Below are 26415 nucleotides of genomic sequence, written 5' to 3'. Positions count from 1 at the left end.
ACCATGAAGGCCATGATCCTCGCCGCCGGACGCGGCAACCGCATGCGTCCGCTCACCGATCACACACCCAAGCCGCTGCTCGTGGCCGGTGGCAAGCCGCTGATCGTCCATCACATCGACCGCCTGGCGGCGGCTGGAATCCGCGAGCTGGTCATCAACCATGCCCATCTCGGCGCACAGATCGAGACGGCGCTGGGCGATGGCGCGGCATTCGGCGTGCGTATCCGCTATTCGGCAGAGAACGAGGCGCTTGAAACCGGCGGCGGGATCTTCCGGGCGCTGCCGCTGCTCGGCCCCGATCCCTTTCTGGTCATCAATGGCGATGTCTGGGCCGATTGTGATGTGCGCGGACTGCAATTGGCCGATGGGGATCTGGCGCATCTGGTGCTGGTGGATAACCCGGCCCATCATCCGACCGGCGATTTCGCCCTTGAGGGTGGCCGTATCCATGCCGACGGGACACCGCGCTACACCTTCAGCGGCATCGGCATCTATCGCCCCGCATTATTCGACGGCTGCACACCCGGCGCCTTTCCGCTCGCCCCGCTGCTGAGGCACGCCATGAGCGCGGGACGGGTGAGCGGACGGCTGCATACCGGGCGCTGGTTCGACATCGGCACGCCGGAACGGCTGGCGGAGCTGGATCGGCTGCTGAGCAGAATTGACCTGAAATAGACAGGATTAAACCGCGCCTGGTGCGGCATGTGATCGTTGAGGATTGAGTCGGCCTTGGCAGAATCGACGGACGTTCGAGCGAGCGCGGTTTAATATATTAAAAAATATGAAATTTTAAACCGCCCCCCACTGATGTCGATGACATCTCCAAAGATAAACACAAACTGAAAATGACGCATATCGCGCTGGACGCGGTTTAAACCGCAATCCCCTTCTGCTGCAACTCGCGGATCTGGTCGCGCACCGCAGCGGCCTGCTCGAATTCCAGATCCCTGGCGTGCTGATACATGGCCTTTTCCAGCGCCTTGATGCGTTTGGCCATCTGCTGCGGGGTAAGACTGGCGTACTCGCCAATCTGCTCGGCCACCTTGGCGAACTCGCGCGCCTTCATGGGCGCGCCGGGTGTGGCGCCGTCCAGAATGTCAGCAACGGCCTTGCGGATGGTCTGAGGCGTGACGCCATGGGCTAGATTGGAGGCGATCTGTTTGGCGCGCCGCCGCTCGGTCTCGTCAATGGCGCGCTGCATCGAGCCGGTGATCCGGTCGGCATAGAGGATCGCCTTGCCGTTGGCATGACGCGCGGCACGTCCGATGGTCTGGATCAGCGAATCCGCCGAGCGCAGAAAACCCTCCTTGTCGGCATCCAGCACAGCCACCAGCGAGACCTCGGGCATATCCAGACCCTCGCGCAGCAGATTGATCCCGACCAGCACATCGAATTCGCCCAGACGCAGATCGCGGATGATTTCGACCCGTTCCACGGTATCGATATCCGAGTGCAGATATCTGACCTTGACCCCGTGTCCGTTGAGATAGTCGGTCAGATCCTCGGCCATGCGCTTGGTGAGCGTCGTCACCAGCACCCGCTCATCGACCGCCACGCGCGGGCCGATCTCGGACAGCAGGTCATCGACCTGATGCAGGGCCGGACGGACCTCCAGCGCCGGATCCACCAGCCCGGTCGGTCGCACCACCTGTTCAACCACTGCACCCGAATGGTCGATCTCGTATTGGCGCGGGGTGGCCGAGACATAGATGGTCTGGGGCTGGCGGGCCTGGAATTCCTCGAATTTGAGCGGGCGGTTGTCGAGCGCCGACGGCAGCCGGAAGCCGTATTCGACCAGATTCTCCTTGCGCGAGCGGTCGCCCCGGTACATGCCGCCGAGCTGGGGCACCGTGACATGGCTCTCGTCGATCACGACGATGGCGTCGCCGGGCAGATAGTCATAAAGCGTTGGCGGCGGCTCGCCGGCATCGCGCCCCGAGAGATAGCGGCTGTAGTTCTCGATACCGGAGCAGTAGCCCACTTCCAGCATCATTTCCAGATCGAAGAGTGTGCGCTGTTCCAGCCGCTGCGCCTCGACCAGTTTGTCGTGCTCGCGCAGCCAGGCCAGCCGCGCCTTGAGTTCGGGCTTGATCTCCTCGACGGCCTTGAGGATGGTTTCGCGCGGGGTCGCATAGTGCGTCTTGGGGAAGACCGTATAGCGCGGCACCTTGCGCCGGATCTCGCCGGTCAGCGGATCGAAGACCGACAGTGACTCAATCTCGTCGTCGAACAGCTCGATCCGAATCGCCTCCTCGTCCGATTCAGCCGGATGGATATCGATCACGTCGCCACGCACCCGGTAGGTGCCGCGTGACAGCTCGACCTCGTTGCGCTTGTACTGCAAGTCCGCCAGCCGACGCAGGATGGCGCGCTGATCGATGCGGTCGCCGCGCTTGAGGATGAGCACCATCTTGAGATAGGCGTCCGGATCGCCCAGACCATAGATCGACGACACGGTCGCGACCAGGATGACATCCCGCCGCTCCAGCAGCGCCTTGGTCGCCGAGAGACGCATCTGCTCGATGTGCTCGTTGATGGCGGCGTCTTTTTCGATATAGGTGTCGGTCGAAGGGACGTAGGCCTCGGGCTGGTAATAGTCGTAATAGGAGACGAAATACTCCACCGCGTTATGCGGAAAGAAGTCGCGCATCTCGCTGTAGAGCTGGGCCGCCAGGGTCTTGTTGGGCGCAAGGATGAGGGTTGGGCGCTGTACCTGTTCGATGACACTGGCGATGGTGAAGGTCTTGCCCGAGCCGGTGACGCCGAGCAGGGTCATGCCCGCCTCACCGTCATTGAGTCCCGCAACCAGTCGGCGGATGGCCTCCGGCTGATCGCCAGCAGGGACGAAAGGGGCGACGAGCTGGAAGGCTTTGCTGGACATGCGTGACTCACGGCAACGAAACGATGGCGAACAGCGCCATTCGTCTCAGGGTTGGGCTGGAAGCGGCTCGATCCAACCGCGAATCTGATACCAGAGACGCCCGAGATGTTCATGGATGGCCTGATAACTGACGAGCAGGGCAGGAATCGACGGCAGCCAGTCGCGCCACGTCAGGTCCGTCTCCCAGCCCGGATAATGCACAAAAGCGGTCGGCGCGGGCGTGACGGTCAGCCCCATGCCGGCAAAGACATCGACCGCACGCGGCAGATGCCAGGCATCGCTGACCAGGAGGATATGCGACACGCCGTCGCGCGCCAGCAGGGACGCGGTACCGGTTGCGTTTTCCCAGGTGGTGCGACTCTCCGTCTCCACGCCAGCGACCGGCAGGCCATAGTCGTCGCGCAGCACATCGGCCATCAACCGGGCAATCGGCTCGCGCTCGCCGGACAGACGACCGCCGGTGACATAGAGCGGCAGTCCGGTTGAGCGAGCGAGTTTCGCGCCATAGCGCACCCGGCGCAGCGTCGCGTCATCGAGCGTATCGCCGCCGTATTCCGGAGCGCCGCGTTTGCGACCGGCGCTCAGAATGACAATCGCCTGCGCTGTGGACGGAATGGGCATGGCCGGCGTGCCAAGAGCAGGTGCGCTTTCCAAGGGCTCCATCAGCGTGATCCCGACCGGCAGGCTACTCATTGTGGTCAAAACCGTGATGACCGTGACCATCAGCATGCGCCCGAGCACACCGCGCACCAGAAAAAAGGCGGCGATCAGCAGCAGGATGAGAATGCCCGGCGGCATCAGCAGACCTTTGATGAGGCTGTACAGCATCATGCGACGAGATCGCCCGCCTGACGGTCGGCGTGATAGGACGAGCGCACCATGGCCCCGCTGGCGACATTGGCAAAGCCCATCGTCTCGCCCTGGATGCGCAGATCGTCGAACTCGTCCGGGGTCCAGTAGCGCACCACCGGCAGATGATCGCGGCTCGGCTGGAGATATTGCCCCAGGGTCAGCATGTCGCAGCCGTGATCACGCAGATCGCGCATGACCGCCAGCACCTCGTCATACGTCTCGCCGAGTCCCAGCATGATCCCGGATTTGGTCGGGATCTTGGGGTGACGGGCCTTGAAGGATTGGAGCAGACGCAGCGATCCGGCATAGTCCGCACCGGGCCGGACCTGACGATAGAGTCGCGGCACACTTTCCAGATTGTGATTGAAGACATCAGGCACGGCGGCGTCAGTCAGTTGATCGAGCGCGACCGACTCGCGACCGCGAAAATCCGGCACCAGGATCTCCAGCTTCGTCGTTGGATTGAGCGCGCGGACGGCACGAAGACAGGCGGCGAAATGATCCGCACCACCGTCGCGCAGATCATCGCGATCGACCGAGGTGATGACCACATAACGCAGCCCCATGATGGCGATGGACTCGGCCAGATGCACGGGCTCGTCCAGATCGGGCGGCTGCGGATGACCGTGGGCGACATCGCAGAAGGGACAGCGGCGGGTGCAGACATCGCCCAGAATCATGAAGGTGGCGGTGCCGTGATTGAAGCACTCGCCCAGATTGGGGCACATGGCCTCTTCGCAGACGGTGGTCAGCTTGCTTTGTCGCAGCAGTGATTTGATGCGCGCAACGCCGGGGCCAACCGGGGCTTTGGCGCGGATCCAGCTCGGTTTACGCAAAGGCTCGCCGCCGGTCTCGACCTTGATCGGAATGCGGGAGAGCTTGTCCTGACCGCGCTGATGGGTGTCAGGCGTCGCGCGCGACGGCGCATCAAGGGCATGAGGATCGGGCATGAAACCGCTCGCGGGGCTAATGGGATCGGGCATCAGACATGGGGACGCGACGGTGCAATCCCTACCCGGTCAATCGACCAGCAACCGCCCGATCAGCAGGTGAAACCAGGGCGTAAACCAGTCCGGACGCACCCTGAGCGCACGGCGAATGGCCGGGACCGCCATCCAGCGCCAGGCGCCGATTTCAGAGGGATCGGGATGCGGATCACCCGCATACCGGCCATGAAAGATATGCAGAAACTCATGCTCGATCAGACCCGACCCCTGATCCTCGGCGCGATAGACCAGTTGGGTGCGCTCGGTGAGCGTCACGCGGATGCCGAATTCTTCCTGCAACCGACGCTCCGCTGCGGCCTCGGTCGATTCATCTGGTCTGGGATGACCGCAGCAGGTGTTGGACCAGCGGGTGGCGAAGTGGTATTTGCCATCGGCGCGACGCTGTAACAGGAGCTCGCCCTCGGCGTTGAACACCAGAATCGAGAAGGCGCGATGGAGCTGCCCATCCTGGTGAACGTCGAGCTTACCCGCCGCGCCCAGCTCACGATCCTCCTGGTCAACGAGGATCACCTGCTCCACGGCATCGCGCTGCCCGGCACGCTCCCACTCCTCAGCGGTCAGGGGAGGTACGATGTGGGCGCTCAAGCGTCATCTCCAGCAGGTTGAGCAGTCGATTCTGCGGATGCAGGTTTGACCGCCCCGCCGAAGGTCTCGATGGCAGCGCACAGTTCGACATGACGCGCCGCCTGTTCATCGAGCGACAGGCCATCAATGATGGCATCCCATGCCTGACGGATGCTTGCCGCCCCGCCGCGCGGTCCCATTGGATGACCGAAGACGCCGCGTCCGGGCACAAAGCCGAAATCGACCGTACCGAGCCGGTCGTAAAGGGGTTTCAAGGTGCCGGCCCAGTCGCTGCCACCCGGAACCGGCAGACAGCGCTTGATCGGTCCCATGGGGGCAAGACAGGCCTCGACATTCGCGCGAACCTCGTCGTCCGAGGTATGCATGCGCTCGCCGAAGCCCGGCATGATGACCACATCGAAGCCGGCCAGTCGCTGCAATTTGGTGAAGACCCTGGAGTGGATTCCGAAATGGGTCAGACGGCTGAACGGAGCGATAAAGGGAAAATGCGCCATCAGCGGCACGCGTGCATGCCGACGCAGCATCCGCACCGCGCTCAAGCCAACCGGCATGGCGTTGATCAGCAGGGCATTCGCACCGTTCGCCACCGCGAGATCATGCAGATCGGTCAGACGCTCGACCTCGTCGGTGATATTTGCGAGATAGATCTTGCGACAGCCCGTCTCCTGCTCCGCCCGTCGCCGCGCCGTGCCCAGGAGCACCGAACGCTGCGCCAGCGGGCACCAGTCGGTGTCAGCCAGCATCTCGTCATCCTTGGCAATATCGAGCCCGCCCAGCCAGCTTTCATAACCCAATTCGGCAAAGGCTTCGGGCGGAAGTCCGATATTGGGCTTGATGACGCCAAAAAAAATCGGACGATCATAAACTTGAAGCAAATCGCGCAGCCCGTCGACACCGAACTGCGGACCCTGGAACTGAGCCAGATAGGTGTCCGGAAAACGAATATCGAGCAGCTTGACGATCGGCGCGCCGGGCGAAAAAAAGGTGCCTTCGCCACACACGGCGCTCAGTAGATTCGGCAGACGGGGACCAAAATTACCGTGCGGATGGGCGATGGTGACGCGACAGGCGTGCACCCCACCATCGGATGCCGGCTGACCGACGCCATAGCTGAATTCGGGGCGATTCGACTCCAGCACGGCCAGATTGATGACGCGGGCGCCAAAGCGCGGCCTGAGATCTTCGCTGGAGCCGACGCGCCGCCACTGCGCAGTCGATTGCTCGGCACAGAAATGCGCGGCGGCGAGTTCGGGATCGCCGCGACATTCCAGATAATAATCAAGCGTGATGTAGGCTTCCCGATCCAACGTATCCACGTCGGCGAAAAAGCCGGACCAATCCGATTCAGTCATGTCTCAACGCTCACCGATGATCTGCACTCTGAGCGTTCGCTCGGCGCGAGGGCCATCCAGTTCGATGAAAAAAATCGATTGCCAGCCACCCAGCAGGAGTTCGCCGTTGACGACCGGAATGGTTTCCGAGGCATTCATGAAGAGACCGAGCAGATGGGAATGCGCATTGAGCCGCCCATCGACAGGATTGATGTTATGTCGATACGGGGCGTCGGACGGAACGAGCCGGATCAGGAAATCGAGCATATCCTGTTGCAGCATCGGCTCGCTTTCATTCAGGGCAATAAAAGCAGTGGTATGTGCTGAACAGACCGTCACCTGACCGTTCTGAATGCGGTGCTGGTCAAACACCTTCCTGACCCGATCCGTGATATCGAGGATCTCAATCGGTGCGGTCGTTTGTAATGGAAGGTGTTCGCAAAGAAAAAGCATGGGGAATAGCGGTGTCTTGACGTGAGGAAAGACATTCCCCGTCGATGTTGGGATGAGCCTACAGCCAGGGACGCCAGAGCCAGACGAGAATATGGGCTACGACGACCAGCCCGAAAAATGCGCCCATGCTTTGTACGAAAAGACCATGAAACTCTTGCGCTTCACCTTCGTTGAGCCCCGCCACACTGTTCTGATCGGACATTGCATTCAACCTCATGTGGATGATTCGGTTTACCGACGCCGGATTCTGACATCCGGCGTCGTGCACGGCATCCCTGCCGCCCTGCGATCCTGAGACTTAGAGTTGCTGCGCAGCAGGCGCGGCTTCCGCAGCAGGCGCTGCCTCAACCGGAGCCGGTTCCACCGGAGCCGCCGCTTCAGGCGCTGCCGCCTTGGTCGGAGCCGCGAGAGCAGGATAGTCCTTCAACATCTGCGCACCATAGAGTGGCTTGAAGGCACCCTGATGACAGGTCATGCAGCTGATCTTGAAGGGATCGCCATACGGACCTTTCCGCGATGCCGGGAGCACGTCGTTCAATGGCCAGATATAGTTCTGGTTCATGTCACGCACATGACGGATGGCGTACCAGGCCGTGGTGCGCTTCGGCGTGCTCTGGCTCCAGTCAGCAAACTGACGGCTGTTATGGCAGTAGGTGCAGTTCACGCCCAGGGAGGTCGAGATCTGCATCATCAGCGCATACACCCACTCGGTCTGCTTGATCGATGCCGTGTTACCACTCGGCAGAGCGGTTCGCGTCGTCACCCGCAGATCATTCGCCTGATCAAGGTACGGGGTGAACGGATCATAGGGCAGAGCCGAATAAGCCGCCGTCGAGGCACGGGTGTTCTGACCCGTGGGGGTGACACTGCCAGGCTGCTTCGGACCCGGATCCGTGACCCAGACATATTTGGGCACCGGGTTGCCGCGATGGCAGGTATAGCAGGTCACGCCCACACCCTGAACCGCCACATGCTGCTTCCAGTCGGCATTGGTGTTCTGGACCATCTCGAACATCCGACGCGACACCTTCTTGGTATAGATGTCGTCGGAGGCCCAGTTGCCCGGAACGTGGCAGTAGTTACAGCCTTCTTTCGGCGCTACCCAGGTCGTGACTGCGACCATCAGGCGGGTGAACTCAGCCACGGTGAGATCGCTCAGAACCTGAACATTCTGGTAGACCCCAGACACCTTGGGACCACCCGGCGCAGCAGCCGGAATGGGAGCCGGTGCAACATTTTTGTTGATGCGGGCCTCAAGCGACCGTGGATTGTAGTTCTGTTCCATTGCCAGACCACGGTAGCCCAACTGCACGACCTCTGGCGGGGGAGCCTCGCAACCCATAAGGAGCGCGGAAGCAACAACCGCAATCAGCGGAGCCGATGCTTGCTTTCCGATATTCATTGCGACACCCCCAACGTCGGGTCTTGGACGATCACGTCGATCGGGTAGGAGGGCACAATACCGTGCTTGATACCCCAGAGATACCAGTTATCGACAACCGTTCCGCTCAACAGGATACCGATGCCAGCGGTAATGACGGTCAGAACCGCAAACCACCAGCCCCAGCGGTGAATCGACTCCATCGAGGCGTTGAAGCCCATGGTCCAGCGCCAGAAGAGTGCTGCACGTTCAGCCGCCGTGCCACGATCAACGATCTGATCGATCTCACGATCACCGCCAAACCGGCTCACCGACAGAATGGTCGCGCCATGCATGGCAAACAGCAGGGCCGATCCATAGAGGAAGGCGATGGACAGCATGTGGAACGGGTTGTAATAGAGGTTCCCATAGCGAATCGAGAAGGCCGCCGTCCAGTCCAGATGAGCGAAGATGCCGAAAGGCGGGGCTTCCGCCCAACTCCCCATCATCACCGGGCGAATGAAGCCCAGCACCAGATAGAAGAAGATCGCCGCCGCAAAGGCCCAGGACATATGCTGCCCCATTCCCAGATCCGCCGCCCGCTTGTAGGTGCGAACCCACCACAGGAGAATCGAGAACGTCAGGAAGGCACCGGCGATCAACCACCATCCACCTTCAGACAACGGCGGAATGCTCAACCCATACTCAGGCGCTGGCGGCTCAAGCGCCAACCAGAAAAAGTGCCGGAGGAACTCGATCGGGCTCCAATTCACCGACGCCAGCATGCTGAAACCCATGATGGCGATCGCAATACTACCGAAGATCAGCGACATAGTGCCGGTGAAGCCAAGATAGATAGGTCCGATCTGCGCGTCACCGATCTTCCCGAGCCAGTAGGAAAAAATGGGCTGCTTGCCAATCCGCGGGAGAGTGCCTCTGGGCAGCGGCACCCCGGGATAAGCCGGAGAGCGCACCTGCACGCTGGTAAAAATATTTTGATATTCAGGCATTTTAGTCTCCTAGAGCCTACCAGATCGGAAGCTGTGGCCACCAGTTCCACCATTCTGGAAAACCGCGCGTCCAGAAGGGTCCACTGAGGATCATGCACACCGCGCTCCAGAACACGGCACTGAGCGCCAGGAACAGACCCAGGCGGTGAATGGCGAGCGCGCCAATGGAGTAGCCGACGACATCCCGGAAGTAGGTATTTTCATGCTCACCGGTCTTGACGGGCTCGCCCTTTTGAGGATTGACGACCGACAGAATCAGCGAACCATGCATCGACAACGCCAGAGCGTTGATGAAGAAGAAGGAGATACCCAGCATGTGCCCCGGGTTGTAATGGAAATGCAGGAACTGGTAGCCTGTATTCGAAACCCAGTCCAGGTGGCTCAGAATCCCGTAAGGGAAACCGTGACCCCATGCACCCATCAGCAACGGGCGTAAAAAGACGAGAACGAGATAGGCGCCGATCGCGAAACTGAAGGCGAAAGGAACGTGGAAACCGATACCGAGCTTCCGACAGATTTCGACTTCCCGCAGCGCCCAGGAGATGAATGCGCCCGCAGCACAGATCGTGATGAACTGCCACAGACCGCCTTCTGTGAGCGGCGCCACGCCCAAGCCATAGCTCAGGTCAGGCGGCGCAATACTGATCTGCCACAAATTCCAGGTTGGCCCGAGAGCAGCGCCCCAAACGATGAGGAGCACCCCCAACAACGTGAAGAAGAACGCCGACACCCCGAAGAAGCCGACATACAACGGCCCCACCCAGAAGTCGAACAGATCCCCCCCTATCAGCGTCCCGCCACGGACGCGGTACTTTCTCTCAAAACTGAGCATGGCCATCGTAAAATCCTCTGCTGGGGAGGTACCTACGACGGCTACCTCCTCTTAGCACTGCGGTGGTAGGCGAGACCGACCATCAGAAGCCACGCCTCACCTGCCACCCCCGTCAAGGACGCATTTACCGTTGCGGCACAACAGGCGTCACAACCTGGGCGCTTTTCGCCTGATAGCTGACAGGAATACCATCGTCCAGCCAGTTCAGATCGGTGCTGAGCAGAATGAAATGGATCAGCAGGCCCAAAACGGTCAGAAACGCAAAAATGGCAGTCAGCGCACGACGCGGATCGACGATGAGCCAGAGCTTCCAAAGATTGTTCGACATACTCGCTTCTCCTAACAAAATTGATGCATTCACAATTTGACCGACGCGCAGGGCGTCAGTGCTTTAGACCAGTCCGGCGATTACAGCCAGGGACGGTACAGCCACGCAAGAATGTGCGCGATCACGACGATACCGAAGAAGCCGGTCATGGTCTGCGTGAAGATGGCGTGGAATTCTTTCGCCTCGTCATCGGTCAACCCGGTCAAGCTCTTTTGTTCAGCCATTGATAATTCCTCCGAAATGGTGGAGATAAGCCTCGGTTACGCCGCACTCAGCAGGTGCGACAGGGAACGCCATGGACGAACCTGCCACGGCAGAGAAGCCACCCGATGCTCGGGCATGCCCTCATTCACTTCGCGACCCCCAGCCAGGAGCCACAAAATTCGACCAATCTTCTGTCTCCTGAAGAAGCGGCAAAAATGCAAGGACTGATGCCAATTCTTTTTAAGGTGACTTAAGATGCGTGTCAGTCTAGCTTGACTGACGTAGATGTCAACCAAAATTTACAGCCGTTCGGGCACGAGATGACAAGGGGAAGACGATCTGGAAGGCAAGCGGAATGCAAGAAAAACAGGATACTTGGCGAATCTCGCCGACGGCTGGACAAGCGCCGCCAGCGAGTGATCAGCACCTTGCAAGCAAGGGTAGTTCCCTTACCCGATCCCTGCCTGTGCCCGCATTTCGGTCACGCGCGCAAGCGTCACCCGCTCCTCGCCCGCCGTGCGCGCAGCACGCTCGGCGGCATCGCGCAGCCGTTTGGCGGCGGAGATGCGCACCAGCACCGGCTGAGATTCAACGATCTGATCGAAGAGCGCCCGTGCATCCTCGTCCCATGGCAGTTCACGGTGCATCCTGGCTGGCGTGGGATCGACCTTGTCGAGCTCGGTACCTAAAGGAATGATGTTGAACAGTGCATCAAAGAGCGCGTTACAGACTTCCTGCACCAGATAGGTCGCGCCGGCATAACCCATGAAGGGCGTGCCGGTGTGACGGCGGATCACGGTGCCGGGGAAAGACGCCGGGATGTAGGTCGCGCGTGCGCCCTTCTCGGCCAGATACATGCGCTCGTTATAGCTGCCGAAGAGGATCAGCGGGGTTTTGTCGTGAACGGCGGCACGGATGGCGTCATTATCGATCTTGACGCCAGGACGCCGGGCGAAGGCGAAGTTGCAGGGCAGCCCCATCTCGTCTTCCAGAAAATGACGCAGACCGCGCGAGTAGGTCTCGCTCGCGGAGACGCCGAAGCTCGCAGTGCCAAAGAAATCCTGCGTCACCGAGCGCCACAGATCCCAGATCGGCTTGATGGTGGTGTGCTTCTCGCGCTCGATGAAAGGCTCGGGATCGAGCCCCAGGATCTCGCCCAGCGCGCGCAGAAATTTAGTGGTGCTGTGGAGCCCGATCGGCGCCTGAAGATAAGGTTTCTCCAGCGCCTCGCACAGGGTGCGCCCGAACTCGCGATAGAGACAGATGCTGGCGTCGGCGTCCGCCAGCCTAGGCACATCATCCAGATGACTCCCGAGCGGAAAGGTCAGATTGACCTCGGCGCCGATGCCCTCGACCAAACGCCGGATCTCGGCCAGATCGGAGGGCGAATTGAAGACACCATAGATAGGGCCGATGAGATTGACACGCGGCTTTTCGCCCGCCGCGCGTGGCTTGCGTTTGGACGCACTCCCTTTCTTCGGGCCATATTGCGTCCAAAGCCAATAGATCGCCCGATTGGCGCTCTGCCACTGATCCTCATCAATAGTGCGCGGCAGGAAGCGGACGATGCCGGTGCCCTCAGGCGTGACGCCGCCGCCGATCATCTCGGCGATCGAGCCGGTGACGACGACGGACGGCTGTTTGGGATCGAGCGCCTCAAAGGCGCGGCGCATCGCCTGCTCGGTGCCCTTCTGCCCCAGCTCCTCCTCGCCCAGCCCGGTCACCACCACCGGCAGCTCGTGCGGCGGCAGACCGTCGGTATAGTGCAGCACCGCCGTGACCGGCAGATTCTCACAGCCCACCGGCCCATCAATGATCACCTGCAAGCCCTTGATGGCGGTGAAGACATAGACGGAGCCCCAATAACCGCCCGCGCGGTCGAGGTCATTGATCAGCATTCAGGAATATCCTCATCGATTCAAAGCGCCTCTCACTATCCCGACCCGAACGCAGTCGCGGAAGTCGGACTGAGCCGCCTCATGGAAGACCACGCCAAACGCGCTTTGAAGAATTGAATAAGGTGGGGACTTAATAACTTGGCGGAGAGGGAGGGATTCGAACCCCCGGACCCTTGCGAGTCAACGGTTTTCAAGACCGCCGCTTTCGACCGCTCAGCCACCTCTCCATTTTTCGATGCGAGGAACAGGATCCGGATAACCGGTTCTTGGTTCCTGCTCAATGCGACCGCATCTGCGGGTGCAGAGCATACCATCATGACGCGAATTTGCCCAAGGCCGATCAAACTTGCGCGAACCGAATCGTCAGGTATTCTTCGGAACTCAACACCCTGCATCGAGTCTGAGACTCGGCAACCACTTGCAACCGCCACTAACTGTTAAGGAGTGAGCTTCACTATGGCCAATCCAGGCATTTCAGCCATTCGCACCACTCAGACCGCCGTTGCGGCCAACAAGGTGCTGAAAAACACCTATCTGCTGCTGGCGGCAACGCTCGGCTTCAGCGCCCTGACCGCAATGCTGTCGCTGGCGCTCGCGATGCCGTCCTGGACCTATCTGGCGTCGGTCATCGTCGCCATGGTGCTCGGCATCTTCGTGCTGCCCAGAACCGCCAACTCGGCCTCCGGCATCGGCATGATCTTCCTGATCACCGGCCTGCTCGGCTTCGGACTGGGCGCCATCCTGAGCATGTATCTGGCCCTGCCGCATGGCCCGCAGACCGTCGGCCTCGCCTTCGGTGGCACGGCGGCCATCTTCCTGGGTCTCTCGGGCTATGCCCTGACCAGCAAACGTGACTTCAGCTTCATGGGCGGCTTCATCTTTGCCGGCATGATGGTCGTCATGATCGCGGTGATCGCCAACATCTTCCTGCAGATGCCGGCACTGTCACTGGCCATTTCCTCGGCCATCATCCTGCTGATGAGCGGCTTCATCCTGTTCGATACCGGTCGGATCGCGCGGGGCGAGGAAACCAACTACATCATGGCCACTTACGGCATCTATCTGAGCATCTTCAACATCTTCATCAGCCTGTTGCAGATCCTCGGCATCATGGGCGGCGACGACTGACCTTTCACTGTCGCCTAACGCAAACCCCGGCTTCGCGCCGGGGTTTTTGTTTCTGTCACAACCACCCTGACTGGTGAATGCCATGGATCTGTTTCTGAAGATCGCCGCCGCCGCATTGCTGGTGCTGATGCTGTTCTATCTCTGGCCCGTCTACAAACACTGGCAGGAAAATAGTCCCAAAGCCCAAAAAGGCGACTGGCTCGCAGCCATCCTGCCGCTTGGGGCCGTCGTCCTCTTTGTCATCATGCTGATCATGGCGGTGCGGTGATGAAAGACCTGATCGGGTCGCTACGCTGCACTTGCGTGAGAGATCGTGACAGGTCGCCATGTCACCGTGGCATCATGCCTGCATCCGCTCCACGCACTCGCGCGCGTCTCACCGACACCATGCCCAAGCCCATCAATCACTACGACCATTTGGCAAGCCTTCTGTCGATACGCGAATAGAATGCCTCAACCTCTTTGGGAGAAAGGCGTTCTGCCTTGTAGAGCGACAACATCTCGAACCGGCATGCAGGCGCACATGTGCCAAGAAGTGCTGTTTTCAGTACGCGTTTCACAGGCTGCCACAACAGCAGACGATCCACCCACCACGGCGACCCAAGCGACGTAATGGCAATCGCTCGGCGCAGGTTATGGAGTCTTGGCTTGATTGGGCCAAGATCGGTGGCGTGGTCGTAGGCAATACCAGGCGCCCAGACGCGGTCGAACCACCCCTTCATGATTGCAGGAAAACCAAACCACCAAGTGGGAAACACCAGAACGAGCGCTTCAGCGGAGAGCAAACGCTGGACCTGGGCCTGAACGGCTGAGGAATCGAACGGAGGGTGATAATAACTCTGACGCTCACTGATGGTGAGCGAAGGCGAAAACTCGGGTTGATAGAGATTCTCGACCTGTACCTCGTGGCCGCCTTCGGTCAACGCCTGGATAGCCGATCTCGCCAGGGAATGGCACAGACTTTCGGGGATTGGATGGGCGACTACAACGAGACACTTCATGTTGAAAACGGCCTGCGAGATGCGTTGCGCATGCTGGCTAACGACCAAGCTCACCGGCGGTAATGAAGCGCAGCGGAATTGCCGTCCGGTACAGCGCCTTGTTAGCCCTTTTTAAGGTTACATAATCTATGGGTAAGATTTGCATTCTCAGGGATAGTCTTACCACCTAGCCAGTACCTGTTGTCGTGATCTATCGCCGCATCATCAATAAGAGATATTTTGTTCCCACAAATCGCGCATGTTGGGTTTTCTTCAAACATTTCTTTTTTTAGCTGCCGAGAAAATGCCCTCTTAACATCCTGAGGCTCACTATCTTCCATTACTTCTTCAAGTCTTTTAAGCCATGTATCAAAAACATACTTTAATCTGGTCGATTCGCCTGTTGCTCGCCGAACTCTATCAACCCAGATAGGATCAGTATTTATCAAATCCAAGTATGACTCATATATGCTATCGGATTTCTGGGTAACTTGCCCAAGATCATACAAGGAAAACGAAGTTGCTATAACTTGGAAAATTGCAGCGTTTGGTCTTGTAGCCCACTCGCCTGAGCTAAATTTTCCAGGCTTCGCAATATCGCTTTTCAGCCTGAATGAACTCTCTCCAAATACGGTCAGGCATGCCTTCATGGCTTTTTCAAAAGCTTTACGATACTCGACAATTTTCTCATCGTTGGCATCCTTATAGGTGTCAAGAAACTCATTCAGAAATCTCTTTAATCCAAGGGTGCATTTAAGATGCGTTCGCTCATAGAAAGCCAGGAATCTTAGGATCAACGATCTGTCTTGCATGCGTTTCTCAAAATTTCTCTGGCTGACCGCCTTCTTGAAGCTCTCGTTCCTAGCCAAGTCTTTAATGAGGGAGTTCAACGATCCTCTGTAAAGACAGTTTCTGATTTCCATATCATTAAGCTTAATCCCACCAGTATTTAACCTCTCGAAGACAACAAAATGGATATCCCCGTGGCTATCTGAAAGCTCAAATGATCGCAATATCGAATCTTCCAGTTTGTTTTGGATTTCCGTTGGAAGATCTTGAAAGGATTTCCCCTTGTACTCACTAAGAAGGTCGAGTTTTTGCAACTTGTATTTGTTATCAAAAAAGTTAAAAACAGAAGTTAATCTCTGAAGGCCGTCTATCACCTCATACTTACCTGAATCTGTCTTGGCTAAATAGACAACTGGAACTGGAATATCTAGCAAAAATGATTCGATGAGTTTTGATGCCCTTGATAAATCCCAGACATAGTTTCTTTGCCACTCGGGATCAATAATGATTCGACCCGACTTGTACCACCGATGAAGTTCGGAAAGACTCCTATCTGCTTTGTCAAGCACGACTTTCTTTTGTGGAGATGCTGCTGGATTGAGTTCGCCCTCATCTAACGAATCAACATAACTGCTTACAGCTTCTTCTTCGTAGTTGAAATCAGAGTCAATTTCATCTTCCGGATTCATAAGATCTCCAATTTTAGTGGATAACGACTAAAGCTAAGCGGCGTGCGGCTTCAACGCTCAATCACTACGCCAAACTTCGACGCACGTCCGCTTAAGCGACGTGTTGTACGACAGCGCCACGGACAGAAGGTGAGGGAAAAGACGAGGGGGAAATGCGCAGGAAATCAAGGAGTGCTAAATCCATCAAGAAGCGATGGATCAACAAGAGTTATCCATCGCTTCTTGATGGATTTAGCAGCATATTTTCCCTGTCATTTCAACCGTCGGCTCCCACACGTTGCTCATCTGATGGCGATGTTCGGACAACGACAATTCAACCTCAAAATTGACGCCGAATCCTGCTTGATTACATCTCAAAAGTGAAGCCTAAAAATCCCCGCCCACGGCGAATGCTGTTCCTTTCCCTTTTCTGTCAATGCGTTACGTCAATCTTCTGGTCTGACCTCTGCTTTAGGCGGCATTTCGCTTAATCAAGCAAAAGCCTCGTTTGCGGGATCAGGCGCTCCATCCTGTTTCCATCGCAAACGAGGGCGGATCGAGCGCATCCGCCGCTATCCTGGCTCGCCGCTCTCTCGGTCACACACTCTGCGCCATAAAACATCTCTGCCTGAGCGGAATATACCCCCCGCCGCCGCCAAGAATCCAGCGCAAGCGTGGACGCTTGCCGGGCCGGATCGGGCCTATCGTTACCGCAACCTTTGCCGCCCTGTCCACGGCGTTTGATGACGGGGCGAATAGCCGATGGAAATACCCCGCCCCGCTTGAGAGCAGGTTGCACCTGATTTAGCGCGTCCGGCTTTCGGGGCGCTCGAACACCACCCGCCCGCCCAGCAGGGTCCAGACGACCCGCCCGCGCAGGGTCTGGCCAAGGAACGGCGTGTGATGTCCCTGACTGACCAGCGTCTCGGTGGTCACCACCCAGGTCATCTCGGGATCAAAGATGCAGAGGTCGGCAGGATCGCCGGGGGCGAGCCGTCCCAGGTCGAGACCGAGGATCGCCGCCGGCCCGACGGTCAGCCGTTCAATGGCTCCAGCCAGATCCAGTACACCCTCCTCGACCAGACGCAGCGCCAGCGGCAGCAGGGTGTCCAGCGCCGAGATGCCGGGTGCGGTCTCGGTGAAGGGCACCAGTTTGGCGTCGGCGTCGTGCGGCTGATGATCGGAGCAGATGGCGCTGAGGTCGCCGCTGGCGAGCGCCTGACGCAGCGCGTCGCGGTCAGCGCGGGTGCGCAGCGGCGGGATCAGATGGCAGTTGGCGTCGAAGTCGGCCAGATCGGACTCGGTCAGAAAAAGCTGATGCAGGCTGACATCACCGCTGGCCGGCACCCCGCGACGACGCGCCTCGGCCAGCATGGCAACCCCACGCGCGGTGGAGAGACCACGAAAATGGATGCGCGCGCCGGTCTGTTCGGCCAGCGCCAGATCGCGCGCAACGGCGACGGTCTCGGCGGCCTCGGGGATGCCGGGAAGACCCAGACGCGCGCTGACACGGCCTTCATGGACGCAGCCGCCTTCGCTCAGATCGGGATCCTGCGGATGGAGAAAGACCGTGAGCCCGAAGGTGGCGGCATATTCCAGCGCGCGCCGCTGGACCTGGGCGTTACGGATGGGCCGGTCGGCCTGACTCAGCACCGGACAGCCGGCCTGCCTGAGCGCCGCCATCTCGGCGATCCGGCGTCCCTCCAGACCCTGGGTGACGGCCCCCGCCGGCAGCACGCGGGCATGACCGAGACGCGCGGCGGTCTGTTGCACGAGCTGCGCAACCGCCGGGGTGTCGATCACCGGCAGGGTGTCGGGCGGACAGCAGAGCGTGGTGATGCCGGACGCGGCAGCGGCGCGGGTCTCGCTGGCGATGGTCGCCTTCTGTTCGTGACCCGGCTCGCGCAGGCGGGCGCAGAGGTCGATGAATCCGGGGCAGACGATCAGACCTTGGGCATCGATCACCTGATCGGGCGCGAAGCCTGCCGGCGCGTCGCCAATGGCGAGTACCCGTCCGGCAGCAAGATGGATGTCCGTCTCGCGGTCGATCCCGCTGGCGGGATCGATCAGACGGCCATGACGGATGCTGACGCTGTGCGCCATTCCCAATGCGGTCGAATAATCCTTAGCCATTGAACTCTCCCTGGCCCTGAGTATGCAGATTCTGGGCGCCGAGACACATGGACATGACCGCCATGCGCACCGCGATACCGTTGCTGACCTGTTCGAGGATCACCGAGCGCGGGCCGTCGGCAACCTGCGAATCCATCTCCACCCCCCGGTTGATGGGGCCGGGATGCATGACGATGGCGTCCGGCCGGGCGGTGGCGAGACGCTTTTCGGTCAGGCCGAACAACTGGAAATATTCATGCTCGCTGGGCAGCAGCGCGCTGTTCATGCGCTCGTGCTGAATGCGCAGCATGATGACCACATCCGCATCGCGCACGCCCTCTCGCAGGTCATGGTAAGCACTGACCCCAAACGCCTCTTCGACCTGCGCCGGCATCAGGGTGCGCGGGGCGATCACCCGCACATCGGGGACACCGAGCGCCTTGAGCGCCAGCATCTGCGAGCGCGCCACCCGTGAATGCAGGATGTCGCCGACAATGGCGACCCGCAGCCGGCTGAAATCGCCCTTGTGACGGCGGATGGTGAACATGTCGAGCATCGCCTGAGTCGGGTGCGCATGCCGCCCGTCGCCGGCATTGATGACACTGACATGTGGTGCGGCATGGGCGGCGATGAAATGCGCCGCACCGCTTTGGGCGTGACGCACCACGAACATATCGACCTGCATCGCCTCCAGATTGCGGAGCGTGTCGAGCAGGGTCTCGCCCTTGGCGGTGGCCGAGGTGGAGATATTGAGATTGAGCACATCCGCCGACAGACGCTTGGCAGCCAGCTCGAAGGTGGTGCGGGTGCGGGTGCTGTTCTCGAAGAAGAGATTGGCGACCACCCGGCCCCGGCACAGCGGGACTTTTTTCACCGCCTGCCGGGCCACGCCAAGAAAACCCTCAGCATAGTCAAGGATCTCGGTCAGAAGACCGCGATTCAGACCTTCAATGGTGAGGAAGTGTTTGAGTTTGCCCTGTGCGTCGAGCTGCGAATTCGGGTCACTCATGGGTGGTCCTGTACTGGATCAAGGTTCGACGAGTGGTCGGGGCCGGTATCAGCCCCCTTCAGCGCCGGTTTTCCGGGGATCTGTCCCCGCATCATTCGCAGTGGCTCGGGACCGGTCAGCCTGATCTCCTCATCGCCTTCAAGATGGGCGTGCAGCCCCACCACATCGGGCGCGATGGGCAGTTCGCGACCGCCGCGCTCGGCAAGTGTGGCGAGGATGACCGAGGCGGGCCGGCCATAATCGAAGAGGACGTTGAGTGCGGCGCGGATGGTGCGACCGCTGTGCATCACGTCATCGACCAGAATCAGATGACGGTCATCGACCGACACCGGCAGCCGGGAGGGCTTGACCTCGGGGTGCATGCCGATGCGGCTGAAATCATCGCGATAGAAGGAAATGTCCAGACAACCGAGCGGTTCGCCAAGCCCCAGCCGTGCATGCAGCCGCTCGGCGATCCAGACCCCGCCGGTATGGATGCCGATCATCAGGGGATCGGCGATGCCGCGCCGGGCCAGCAGGGCGACCAGTTCATCGGCCATGCGGACCATGGCGGCATCGATGTCGGGCGTGTCTTTCCAGATCGTCGCCTTCTTCACAGAGACATTAGTCACAGGGATGATCACTCACAGGTGGTTGCTCGCCGAGCCAGGTTTCGAGAATGAGTGCGGCCGCGAGCGCATCGACGGCCTCCAGGGTTGGTGCCTTGTGGCCGGGACGCGCCGCAAGCTGGCGACGGGCCTCAATGGAGGTCAGACGCTCATCAACCAGGTGTACCGGCAGATGGTAACGACCATGAAGCTGACGGGCGAAACGGTGAACCCGTGGCGACCAGTCCACTTCGGTGTCGTCCATATTGAACGGGAGCCCCACGACCAGTGCGCTGGGTTTCCAGTCACGGATCAGGGTCTCGATCCGCGCCCAGTCAGGCTGCTCATTGCGGCTGCGCAGGGTGATCAGCGGGTTTGCCGAGCGCGTGACCATCTGGCCCACCGCCACGCCGATCTTGCGCGGGCCGAAATCAAAGCCGAGCAGGGTGGTCATGCGTGCATCCGGACGGGCTTAACAGGATTTTGCAAATTTTTGTTTTTAATTCTTAAACCGCGCCGGCTCAGACGGTCGTCAATGGGGCCAAGATCGATCCAAACCAGCAACATCGCATACCGCACGGGGCGCGGTTTAAGCGTGGCCGGCCTCGCCACTGAGCAGATTGAGATCCACCCCCAGCAACTGCGCGGCGGCCATCCAGCGTGCGGCGGGATCGAGACGAAAGATGATGTCGTTGCTCGCCGGGCCGTTGAGCCAGGCGTTGGCGCTCATCTCCTGCTCAAGCTGACCGCCGCCCCAGCCGGCATAGCCGAGCGCGATGAGGGTCTGTTCCGGCCCCTCGCCGCTGGCGATCGCCTCCAGGACATCCCGGGAGGTGGTGACGCTGATATCAGGCGTGATGTTGAGCGTGGAGTCGAAGGCCGGGCCAGCGGTATGGAGCACGAAGCCACGGTCAGTCTGCACCGGGCCGCCCTGATAGACCGGAATCTCGCGCACACCGGGACGCACGGTGACGATGTCCAGTTGGGCGAACAGCTCACCGAGCGTGACATCCAGCGGGCGATTGATGACGATGCCCATGGCGCCCTGGTCGGTATGTTCGCAGACATAGGTGACCGTGCGCGCGAAATTGGGATCCTGGAGACCCGGCATCGCGATCAGAAAGTGATTGGTGAGTGAGGTACTGAAAGACATGGACGCTAGTATCCTGATCGGCACGCTGAGTGGCAAGTACGACCGTTCGACGCGGCTGGACGCCGTTTAGTATCGCGCACTTGATGGCCGTTTTGCTATCGCTCCCAGCCGAGCACGCCCCCGCGCGTGAACTGCCAGGTGCGAATGATGTCGAGCACATCGGTCTCGGCGGCGATATCGGGTGGAAAGGGTGAGTAAGGCGCCGCCAGCTCGACGATCTGGATCGCCGCCTCGTCCAGCAGCGCGAAGCCGGATGAACGGACCAGCCGGATGTTTTCCACGCTGCCATCCGCGCGCACCGCCACATGCAGGATCAGACTGCCATAGAGATGCTGCTCCCTGGCGGCGGCGGGATAGTTGAGATTACCGATCCGCTCGACCTTGCGCGCCCAGGCGCCCAGATAATTCGCATAACGAAACTCGCGGGTGCTGGCGCTGACCGATTTGCGCCGCACACGACTGGCGTAAGCCGTGGCACGCGCCTCCAGACTGGTGGTCAGACGATGGATCTCCTGGCCGCGACTGGCGAGGATCTGCGCCGCATCCACCGGGATTTCACGGGGCGCCAGCGGATCGGGCGGCGGCGGTGGCCTGGATTTGGGTGGCGTCTGCGCGGCCAGCACGGCTGGTGTCTGGGGGCCGGACGGCGTTTCAGATGGCATCCGGCTTGCCGGCGGCTCAGGCGGCGGTGCCGGCTGCGGATCCGGCAGGATGTCTGGCGGGACCGGATCCGGCTCCGCTGGCGTCAATTCAGTCGGCGGCGCAAGGTCCGACTGACTGGACACGACCGCATCACCGCCCGGCGAGGCACCGATCCGGTTGCGCTGCGAGCGCGCGGCATCCGGCGCCGGCTGCCTGGTGGCCTGCCCGTTTTCGCTCAGAATCAACACCTCCAGCGCCGTTTCCGGAACGGGCGGCGGTTTGGACGGCAGGGATGAAATGGAGAGAATCAGGAGCAGATGCAGCAGCGCGGCCCCGGCCAACGCGGGCGCCAGAAGCGGCGGCGCACAACTGCCGGGCGACGCCAGGAGACGTGGCGGAATCGCCAGTTCGTCAGATGGCTTGGACATGTGGTCAGGCCGGCGCGCCAAGGGTCTCCGCGATGGCGTCCATCAGATCGCCCGCAATATCGAGACCAAAGGCGGCATCCAGTTCGCGGATGCAGGTGGGGCTGGTGACGTTGATCTCGGTGAGGTAATCACCGATCACGTCGAGCCCGGCGAAGAGGATGCCACGCGCCCTGAGTTCGGGGCCGACCTGGGCGGCAATCCAGCGGTCGCGCGCGGTCAGGGGCCGGGCCTCGGCGGAGGCGCCGGCGGCGAGGTTGCCCCGGGTCTCGCCCGGCGCAGGAATGCGCGCCAGACAGTAAGGCACAGGCTCGCCATGAATCATCAGGATGCGCTTGTCGCCGTCGCGGATGTCCGGGATGAAACGCTGCGCCATGCAGAAACGCTGACCATGGCCGGTCAGGGTCTCGATGATGACGCTCAGATTGGGGTCGTCCGCGCACACCCGAAACACCGATGCCCCGCCCATGCCGTCGAGCGGCTTGAGGATGATGTCGGCGTGCTCGGCGTGAAAGGCGCGGATGTCCTGGGCGCGGCGGGTGATGAGTGTCGGCGGCGTACACGACGGAAAGATCGCCGTGAACGCCTTTTCGTTGGCGTCGCGCAGGCTGCGCGGACGGTTGACCACGAAACAGCCGTCGCGCTCGGCCTGTTCCAGGAGATAGGTGGTGTAGATATATTCCATATCGAACGGCGGATCCTTGCGCATCAGGACCGTGGCGAGTTCGGCGAGCGGACGGGTGGTCTCCGCGCCGAAGCGATACCAGCCGCCGGGATCGTCAGTCACCGCGATCTGGCGCATCCGCGCAAAGGCGCGACCGTCGCGCAGCGAGAGGTCGGACACCTCCATGTACCAGAGCGTCCAGCCACGCCGTTGCGCGGCCAGCATCATGGCGAAGGTGCTGTCTTTCTTGATGCGGATGGAGCCGATCGGATCCATCACAAAACCGATTTCGATAGGCATGGAGTTCAGTGTACTTCAGCAGTTTGAGGGCTGTCAGACCCTGATGCTCGCGCGAGTCATCAGGGTCATTTAATCTTCACGAACCATGTGCGTTGTCTCCGTGAGAATTCAGTTGGAGCCTGCTATCATGCCACCAATGTTCAAAATGGTGACGCCGATCACATCGACGCATTGGCTCGACCGTGGTACAAATTGCGGCTAGATCTAGCCGTTCTCCAAAACCTGCTGCGGCAAGAAGCCGCAAATGTGACGGAGCATGATGGACAACCCTGATTTACGCGGCGCCAGGATCCTGGTCATCGACGATAGTAAGACCATCCGACGCACGGCGGAAAGTCTGCTGCTCAAGGCCGGCTGTGAGGTCTGTGTTGCGGAGGACGGATTCGAGGCGCTCGGCAAAGTCGTCACCTTCAAGCCCGATCTGGTTTTCGTCGATATCATGATGCCCCGGCTCGACGGCTACCATACCTGCGCGCTGATCAAGAGCAACCCCGCCCTCCGGCAGACGCCAGTCGTGATGCTGTCGAGCAAGGACGGACTCTTCGACCGGGCCAAAGGCAAGCTGGTCGGGGCGCAGCTCTATCTCTCCAAACCCTTTACCGGAGAGGAATTGCTGGAAGCGGTGCGTGGCAATCTGAGCCGCGACCACACACCGGGGCAAAAGGCGTCCTGAATGCCGGGGAGCAGACACATGGCACACAGTCATCGCCATCCGTTGTTTGTCGAGACCCATTGCGATTCGTTGAATACTTTATTTGCCGACCAGCCCCAGGGCACGCCATGAGACGCTTATTTCGCAAATCGAATCCGCCTGATCAGAACGCCAGCGCGCCCGCTGCCGACACCGCAACGGTGCTGGTGGTCGATGATTCGCCCACCGAGACGCATATTCTCTCCACCCTGCTGACCAAGGCGGGGTATCGGGTGGTCACGGCGGTCAATGGTCAGGAAGCCATTGAAGTCACACGCCTGATTCATCCCGACCTGATCCTGATGGATGTCATCATGCCGGTGCTTAACGGTTTCCAGGCAACGCGCATGCTGCGTCGCGACGCCGAAACCGCCGAGATTCCGATCATCATGGTGACGACCAAGGACATGCAGACGGATCAGGCCTGGGGTTTGCGTCAGGGCGCCAATGATTATCTGATCAAACCCGTTGACCGCGACCTCCTGCTGGAGCGCATCCGCGCTCTTTTGGGTGCCTGACATCGATGGCCCGCACCCATCGTTCCAAAACCGATCTGCATGCGCTGATTCGCAATCTTGACGCGCGCTGTCGCGCTCAGATGGCCGGCGCATCGGACACCATGACGCCTCCTGACACCTGGGCGGCGGTTCTGTTCCGGGTGCGGTCGCAGCTTTTCCTCACCCCGCTGGAACAGATCGCAGAGGTTCTGGATCTGCCGTGGGAGATCACGCGGGTGCCGGGCACCAAGCCCTGGCTTCTGGGCGTTGCCAACAACCGTGGAACCCTGTTGCCGATCTACGATCTGGCCACCCTGATCGAAGGCGGTCAGCCAGCGCCTCGCCAGCAGCGGAAGGAACCCGGCCTGGAGCGTCGGCGCGACGGCGCACATCGACGGCGTGAGCGTGTGCTGGTGGTCAGACAGGAGGAATTGCCCTGCGGCCTGGCCGTTTCTGAAGCCATCGGCATGCGTCATATCAAATTCAGCGACCGGGTCGATGAAGTCCAGGCAGAACTGGGCGCGAGCAGACCCTACGTCGAATCGTCCTTTCTGCTCGACGGGATCAAGGTGCCGGTTATTGCCTTGCGCCAGATGATGACTGACCCACTGTTCAACGCGGCCATGAACTGAGTGCAACCAGACCCGAGCCGGCGGTCAGCGCCGGTCGCCCGGCCAGCGGATTTTTTAAGATGGATTGTCCTGAGTGAATAACAGAGATAGCAAACCCACGCATCGGGAGTCGGCACCAGATGGCGAATAACATGAAGATGAATAGGGGAAGGAACGGGGCCGGCGGCTCGCGGTGGATCACGCTCCTGCTGTCGCTACTGGCACTGATCTTCGCGGTTTTATCGCTCTCAAGCTATCTCGAACTCAGTCAGACCGCCACCACGCCTGCGCCGCAGTCACTGATGCTGGGCGGCGCGGGCGGCATCCTGCTGTTCTCTGCCCTGGCCCTGGCAAGTGTCGGTCTGCTCGCCCTGTTCTCGGTGCGCGAGTCCAGACGTCGCGAGGAGACGACCAAGACCCAGAGCGAACTGGATCAGCGCGCGATCCTGCGTCTGCTCGACGAAATGGGCGATCTCGCCGATGGCGATCTGACCGTCCAGGCAACCGTCACCGAAGACAAGACCGGCGCCATCGCCGACGCCATCAACTATGCGATCGAGGCGCTGCGGGCGCTGGTCACGACGATCAACGACACCGCCGCCAAAGTCACCCATTCGGCCCAGGAAAGCCGCTCCATCTCGTTGCGGCTCGCCGAGGCGAGTAGCGTGCAGTCGCTCCAGATCACCCAGGCATCAACTGCCGTCCAGTCGCTCACGCTCCAGATCGATGAAGTGGCGCGCAACGCCGGTGAGTCCGCCGAGGTCGCCTCACGCTCGGTCGAGGTCGCGGGACGCGGCGCACAGACGGTGCGCGACACCATTCAGGGCATGGACGCCATCCGCGAGCAGATCCAGGAGACCTCCAAGCGCATCAAGCGTCTGGGCGAGTCCTCGCAGGAGATCGGCGAGATCGTCGAGCTGATCGACGACATCGCCGACCAGACCAACATCCTGGCCCTCAACGCCGCCATGCAGGCGGCCATGGCCGGCGAGGCCGGGCGCGGTTTTGCGGTGGTGGCCGACGAGGTGCAGCGACTCGCCGAGCGCTCGCGCAACGCCACCAAGCAGATTGAGGTGCTGGTGCGCACCATCCAGGCCGACACCAACGAGGCGGTCAGCTCGATGGAGGCCAGCACCGCCGGCGTGGTCGAGGGCGCCAATCTGGCCGAAAACGCGGGCGACGCCCTGCGCGAGATCGAGAACGTCTCGGCCTATATCGCCGAACTCACCAAGCGCATCGCTGATTCCTCCCAGCGTCAGTCGCGCCAGTCCGCCGAGATCAACGAGACGGTGCAGGCCATTCGCGCCATCACCGAGGAGAACACCGATGGCACCCGACGCGCGGCGAATTCGGTCGAAGAGCTGGCCAATCTGGCCGTCGAGTTACAGCAATCGGTGGCGGGCTTCCGGCTCCCCTAA

Annotated in this window: 28 protein-coding genes, 1 tRNA gene and 1 pseudogene; 7 read left to right on the top strand and 23 right to left on the bottom strand. The window is 60.5% G+C overall.

Annotation, left to right across the window (positions count from 1 at the left end):
* Positions 1-3 precede the first annotated feature (3 nt).
* The gene (murU, locus tag EDC35_RS03460) at positions 4-675 is read left to right on the top strand and encodes an N-acetylmuramate alpha-1-phosphate uridylyltransferase MurU (RefSeq protein WP_132975791.1); all 672 of its coding nucleotides are present in this window, start codon (positions 4-6) and stop codon (positions 673-675) included.
* Positions 676-871: 196 nt separating this feature from the next.
* Here murU and uvrB read toward each other — a convergent pair whose 3' ends face one another.
* From uvrB to EDC35_RS03390, 14 genes are all read right to left on the bottom strand, one after another.
* Positions 872-2881 carry an excinuclease ABC subunit UvrB gene (gene uvrB / locus EDC35_RS03455; protein WP_132975789.1) on the bottom strand — a complete coding sequence of 670 codons (2010 nt, stop codon included), beginning with the start codon at positions 2879-2881 and terminating at the stop codon, positions 872-874.
* Between the two features lie 45 nt (positions 2882-2926).
* Positions 2927-3712: a YdcF family protein gene (locus tag EDC35_RS03450; RefSeq protein WP_243651400.1), complete on the bottom strand. Its 786-nt coding sequence runs from the start codon at positions 3710-3712 to the stop codon at positions 2927-2929.
* The gene (lipA, locus tag EDC35_RS03445) at positions 3709-4683 is read right to left on the bottom strand and encodes a lipoyl synthase (protein WP_132975787.1); all 975 of its coding nucleotides are present in this window, start codon (positions 4681-4683) and stop codon (positions 3709-3711) included. The genes EDC35_RS03450 and lipA overlap by 4 nt, the downstream gene beginning before the upstream one ends.
* A gap of 69 nt (positions 4684-4752) precedes the next feature.
* On the bottom strand, positions 4753-5325 hold the full coding sequence (idi, locus tag EDC35_RS03440; RefSeq protein WP_132975785.1) for an isopentenyl-diphosphate Delta-isomerase: 573 nt from the start codon (positions 5323-5325) through the stop codon (positions 4753-4755).
* The gene (locus tag EDC35_RS03435; protein WP_132975783.1) at positions 5322-6677 is read right to left on the bottom strand and encodes a RuBisCO large subunit C-terminal-like domain-containing protein; all 1356 of its coding nucleotides are present in this window, start codon (positions 6675-6677) and stop codon (positions 5322-5324) included. Before EDC35_RS03435 ends, idi begins: the two co-directional genes overlap by 4 nt.
* A gap of 3 nt (positions 6678-6680) precedes the next feature.
* Positions 6681-7109 carry a secondary thiamine-phosphate synthase enzyme YjbQ gene (locus EDC35_RS03430; RefSeq protein ID WP_132975781.1) on the bottom strand — a complete coding sequence of 143 codons (429 nt, stop codon included), beginning with the start codon at positions 7107-7109 and terminating at the stop codon, positions 6681-6683.
* A 58-nt stretch (positions 7110-7167) separates the two neighbouring features.
* Positions 7168-7311, bottom strand: coding sequence for a light-harvesting antenna LH1, beta subunit (pufB, locus tag EDC35_RS03425; RefSeq protein ID WP_132975779.1), 144 nt, complete (start codon positions 7309-7311; stop codon positions 7168-7170).
* 96 nt (positions 7312-7407) lie between these two features.
* Entirely contained in the window at positions 7408-8511 is a 1104-nt protein-coding gene (gene pufC / locus EDC35_RS03420) for a photosynthetic reaction center cytochrome PufC (protein WP_132975777.1), read from the bottom strand.
* The gene (pufM, locus tag EDC35_RS03415) at positions 8508-9479 is read right to left on the bottom strand and encodes a photosynthetic reaction center subunit M (protein WP_132975775.1); all 972 of its coding nucleotides are present in this window, start codon (positions 9477-9479) and stop codon (positions 8508-8510) included. Before pufM ends, pufC begins: the two co-directional genes overlap by 4 nt.
* A 16-nt stretch (positions 9480-9495) precedes the next feature.
* On the bottom strand, positions 9496-10317 hold the full coding sequence (pufL, locus tag EDC35_RS03410; RefSeq protein WP_132975773.1) for a photosynthetic reaction center subunit L: 822 nt from the start codon (positions 10315-10317) through the stop codon (positions 9496-9498).
* Positions 10318-10435: 118 nt separating this feature from the next.
* Positions 10436-10639, bottom strand: coding sequence for a light-harvesting antenna LH1, alpha subunit (pufA, locus tag EDC35_RS03405; RefSeq protein ID WP_132975771.1), 204 nt, complete (start codon positions 10637-10639; stop codon positions 10436-10438).
* 80 nt (positions 10640-10719) lie between these two features.
* Entirely contained in the window at positions 10720-10863 is a 144-nt protein-coding gene (pufB, locus tag EDC35_RS03400; protein ID WP_132975770.1) for a light-harvesting antenna LH1, beta subunit, read from the bottom strand.
* A gap of 429 nt (positions 10864-11292) precedes the next feature.
* Positions 11293-12741, bottom strand: a complete 1449-nt coding sequence (gene bchZ, locus EDC35_RS03395; protein ID WP_132975768.1) for a chlorophyllide a reductase subunit Z — start codon at positions 12739-12741, stop codon at positions 11293-11295.
* 139 nt (positions 12742-12880) lie between these two features.
* Positions 12881-12968: transfer RNA gene (locus tag EDC35_RS03390), tRNA-Ser, on the bottom strand.
* Between the two features lie 229 nt (positions 12969-13197).
* On the opposite strand from EDC35_RS03390, the gene EDC35_RS03385 reads away from it, so the two are divergent.
* Positions 13198-13869, top strand: coding sequence for a Bax inhibitor-1/YccA family protein (locus tag EDC35_RS03385; RefSeq protein WP_132975766.1), 672 nt, complete (start codon positions 13198-13200; stop codon positions 13867-13869).
* Between the two features lie 82 nt (positions 13870-13951).
* On the top strand, positions 13952-14137 hold the full coding sequence (locus tag EDC35_RS03380) for a hypothetical protein (RefSeq protein ID WP_132975764.1): 186 nt from the start codon (positions 13952-13954) through the stop codon (positions 14135-14137).
* A gap of 139 nt (positions 14138-14276) precedes the next feature.
* Here the strand turns inward: EDC35_RS03380 and EDC35_RS03375 are convergent, their stop codons facing one another.
* The 9 genes from EDC35_RS03375 to gshB form a co-directional block, all read right to left on the bottom strand.
* The gene (locus tag EDC35_RS03375) at positions 14277-14924 is read right to left on the bottom strand and encodes an NAD(P)H-dependent oxidoreductase (protein WP_243651399.1); all 648 of its coding nucleotides are present in this window, start codon (positions 14922-14924) and stop codon (positions 14277-14279) included.
* A gap of 47 nt (positions 14925-14971) precedes the next feature.
* Positions 14972-16327: a GmrSD restriction endonuclease domain-containing protein gene (locus tag EDC35_RS03370; RefSeq protein ID WP_132975762.1), complete on the bottom strand. Its 1356-nt coding sequence runs from the start codon at positions 16325-16327 to the stop codon at positions 14972-14974.
* Between the two features lie 783 nt (positions 16328-17110).
* Positions 17111-18439 (bottom strand): dihydroorotase, encoded by a 1329-nt coding sequence (locus EDC35_RS03365; protein ID WP_243651398.1) that lies wholly within the window; start codon positions 18437-18439, stop codon positions 17111-17113.
* Positions 18432-19427, bottom strand: coding sequence for an aspartate carbamoyltransferase catalytic subunit (locus tag EDC35_RS03360; RefSeq protein ID WP_132975760.1), 996 nt, complete (start codon positions 19425-19427; stop codon positions 18432-18434). The genes EDC35_RS03365 and EDC35_RS03360 overlap by 8 nt, the downstream gene beginning before the upstream one ends.
* Complete coding sequence (pyrR, locus tag EDC35_RS03355; protein WP_132976283.1) at positions 19424-20023, bottom strand: bifunctional pyr operon transcriptional regulator/uracil phosphoribosyltransferase PyrR; 600 nt, start codon at positions 20021-20023, stop codon at positions 19424-19426. The genes EDC35_RS03360 and pyrR overlap by 4 nt, the downstream gene beginning before the upstream one ends.
* Positions 20024-20030: 7 nt before the next feature.
* Positions 20031-20468 carry a Holliday junction resolvase RuvX gene (gene ruvX, locus EDC35_RS03350; protein WP_132975758.1) on the bottom strand — a complete coding sequence of 146 codons (438 nt, stop codon included), beginning with the start codon at positions 20466-20468 and terminating at the stop codon, positions 20031-20033.
* A gap of 135 nt (positions 20469-20603) precedes the next feature.
* Positions 20604-21167 carry a YqgE/AlgH family protein gene (locus EDC35_RS03345; protein ID WP_132975757.1) on the bottom strand — a complete coding sequence of 188 codons (564 nt, stop codon included), beginning with the start codon at positions 21165-21167 and terminating at the stop codon, positions 20604-20606.
* A gap of 95 nt (positions 21168-21262) precedes the next feature.
* On the bottom strand, positions 21263-22237 hold the full coding sequence (locus tag EDC35_RS03340; RefSeq protein ID WP_132975755.1) for an energy transducer TonB: 975 nt from the start codon (positions 22235-22237) through the stop codon (positions 21263-21265).
* Positions 22238-22241: 4 nt separating this feature from the next.
* On the bottom strand, positions 22242-23198 hold the full coding sequence (gene gshB, locus EDC35_RS03335; protein WP_132975753.1) for a glutathione synthase: 957 nt from the start codon (positions 23196-23198) through the stop codon (positions 22242-22244).
* A gap of 256 nt (positions 23199-23454) precedes the next feature.
* Between gshB and EDC35_RS03330 the strand changes: the two genes are divergently transcribed.
* The 4 genes and pseudogenes from EDC35_RS03330 to EDC35_RS03315 all read left to right on the top strand — a co-directional run.
* Positions 23455-23871: a response regulator gene (locus EDC35_RS03330; RefSeq protein ID WP_132975751.1), complete on the top strand. Its 417-nt coding sequence runs from the start codon at positions 23455-23457 to the stop codon at positions 23869-23871.
* Positions 23872-23978: 107 nt separating this feature from the next.
* Positions 23979-24407, top strand: coding sequence for a response regulator (locus EDC35_RS03325; RefSeq protein WP_132975749.1), 429 nt, complete (start codon positions 23979-23981; stop codon positions 24405-24407).
* 5 nt (positions 24408-24412) lie between these two features.
* Entirely contained in the window at positions 24413-25018 is a 606-nt protein-coding gene (locus EDC35_RS03320; RefSeq protein WP_132975747.1) for a chemotaxis protein CheW, read from the top strand.
* 308 nt (positions 25019-25326) lie between these two features.
* Positions 25327-26415 (top strand): annotated as a pseudogene (locus EDC35_RS03315) (methyl-accepting chemotaxis protein); the annotation flags it as partial.

The organism is Thiobaca trueperi, assembly GCF_004342175.1.
Taxonomy (GTDB): Bacteria; Pseudomonadota; Gammaproteobacteria; order Chromatiales; family Chromatiaceae; genus Thiobaca; species Thiobaca trueperi.
This window is presented reverse-complemented; position numbering and strand designations above follow the sequence as displayed.

What these genes read in the sequence shown, in the direction of transcription:
- murU (WP_132975791.1), top strand. Translation starts at nt 4, where the DNA reads ATGAAGGCCATGATCCTCGCCGCCGGACGCGGCAACCGCATGCGTCCG.
- uvrB (WP_132975789.1), bottom strand. Translation starts at nt 2,881, where the DNA reads ATGTCCAGCAAAGCCTTCCAGCTCGTCGCCCCTTTCGTCCCTGCTGGC.
- EDC35_RS03450 (WP_243651400.1), bottom strand. Translation starts at nt 3,712, where the DNA reads ATGATGCTGTACAGCCTCATCAAAGGTCTGCTGATGCCGCCGGGCATT.
- lipA (WP_132975787.1), bottom strand. Translation starts at nt 4,683, where the DNA reads ATGCCCGATCCTCATGCCCTTGATGCGCCGTCGCGCGCGACGCCTGAC.
- EDC35_RS03435 (WP_132975783.1), bottom strand. Translation starts at nt 6,677, where the DNA reads ATGACTGAATCGGATTGGTCCGGCTTTTTCGCCGACGTGGATACGTTG.
- EDC35_RS03430 (WP_132975781.1), bottom strand. Translation starts at nt 7,109, where the DNA reads ATGCTTTTTCTTTGCGAACACCTTCCATTACAAACGACCGCACCGATT.
- pufB (WP_132975779.1), bottom strand. Translation starts at nt 7,311, where the DNA reads ATGTCCGATCAGAACAGTGTGGCGGGGCTCAACGAAGGTGAAGCGCAA.
- pufC (WP_132975777.1), bottom strand. Translation starts at nt 8,511, where the DNA reads ATGAATATCGGAAAGCAAGCATCGGCTCCGCTGATTGCGGTTGTTGCT.
- pufM (WP_132975775.1), bottom strand. Translation starts at nt 9,479, where the DNA reads ATGCCTGAATATCAAAATATTTTTACCAGCGTGCAGGTGCGCTCTCCG.
- pufL (WP_132975773.1), bottom strand. Translation starts at nt 10,317, where the DNA reads ATGGCCATGCTCAGTTTTGAGAGAAAGTACCGCGTCCGTGGCGGGACG.
- pufA (WP_132975771.1), bottom strand. Translation starts at nt 10,639, where the DNA reads ATGTCGAACAATCTTTGGAAGCTCTGGCTCATCGTCGATCCGCGTCGT.
- pufB (WP_132975770.1), bottom strand. Translation starts at nt 10,863, where the DNA reads ATGGCTGAACAAAAGAGCTTGACCGGGTTGACCGATGACGAGGCGAAA.
- bchZ (WP_132975768.1), bottom strand. Translation starts at nt 12,741, where the DNA reads ATGCTGATCAATGACCTCGACCGCGCGGGCGGTTATTGGGGCTCCGTC.
- EDC35_RS03385 (WP_132975766.1), top strand. Translation starts at nt 13,198, where the DNA reads ATGGCCAATCCAGGCATTTCAGCCATTCGCACCACTCAGACCGCCGTT.
- EDC35_RS03380 (WP_132975764.1), top strand. Translation starts at nt 13,952, where the DNA reads ATGGATCTGTTTCTGAAGATCGCCGCCGCCGCATTGCTGGTGCTGATG.
- EDC35_RS03370 (WP_132975762.1), bottom strand. Translation starts at nt 16,327, where the DNA reads ATGAATCCGGAAGATGAAATTGACTCTGATTTCAACTACGAAGAAGAA.
- EDC35_RS03365 (WP_243651398.1), bottom strand. Translation starts at nt 18,439, where the DNA reads ATGGCTAAGGATTATTCGACCGCATTGGGAATGGCGCACAGCGTCAGC.
- EDC35_RS03360 (WP_132975760.1), bottom strand. Translation starts at nt 19,427, where the DNA reads ATGAGTGACCCGAATTCGCAGCTCGACGCACAGGGCAAACTCAAACAC.
- ruvX (WP_132975758.1), bottom strand. Translation starts at nt 20,468, where the DNA reads ATGACCACCCTGCTCGGCTTTGATTTCGGCCCGCGCAAGATCGGCGTG.
- EDC35_RS03345 (WP_132975757.1), bottom strand. Translation starts at nt 21,167, where the DNA reads ATGTCTTTCAGTACCTCACTCACCAATCACTTTCTGATCGCGATGCCG.
- EDC35_RS03340 (WP_132975755.1), bottom strand. Translation starts at nt 22,237, where the DNA reads ATGTCCAAGCCATCTGACGAACTGGCGATTCCGCCACGTCTCCTGGCG.
- gshB (WP_132975753.1), bottom strand. Translation starts at nt 23,198, where the DNA reads ATGCCTATCGAAATCGGTTTTGTGATGGATCCGATCGGCTCCATCCGC.
- EDC35_RS03330 (WP_132975751.1), top strand. Translation starts at nt 23,455, where the DNA reads ATGATGGACAACCCTGATTTACGCGGCGCCAGGATCCTGGTCATCGAC.
- EDC35_RS03325 (WP_132975749.1), top strand. Translation starts at nt 23,979, where the DNA reads ATGAGACGCTTATTTCGCAAATCGAATCCGCCTGATCAGAACGCCAGC.
- EDC35_RS03320 (WP_132975747.1), top strand. Translation starts at nt 24,413, where the DNA reads ATGGCCCGCACCCATCGTTCCAAAACCGATCTGCATGCGCTGATTCGC.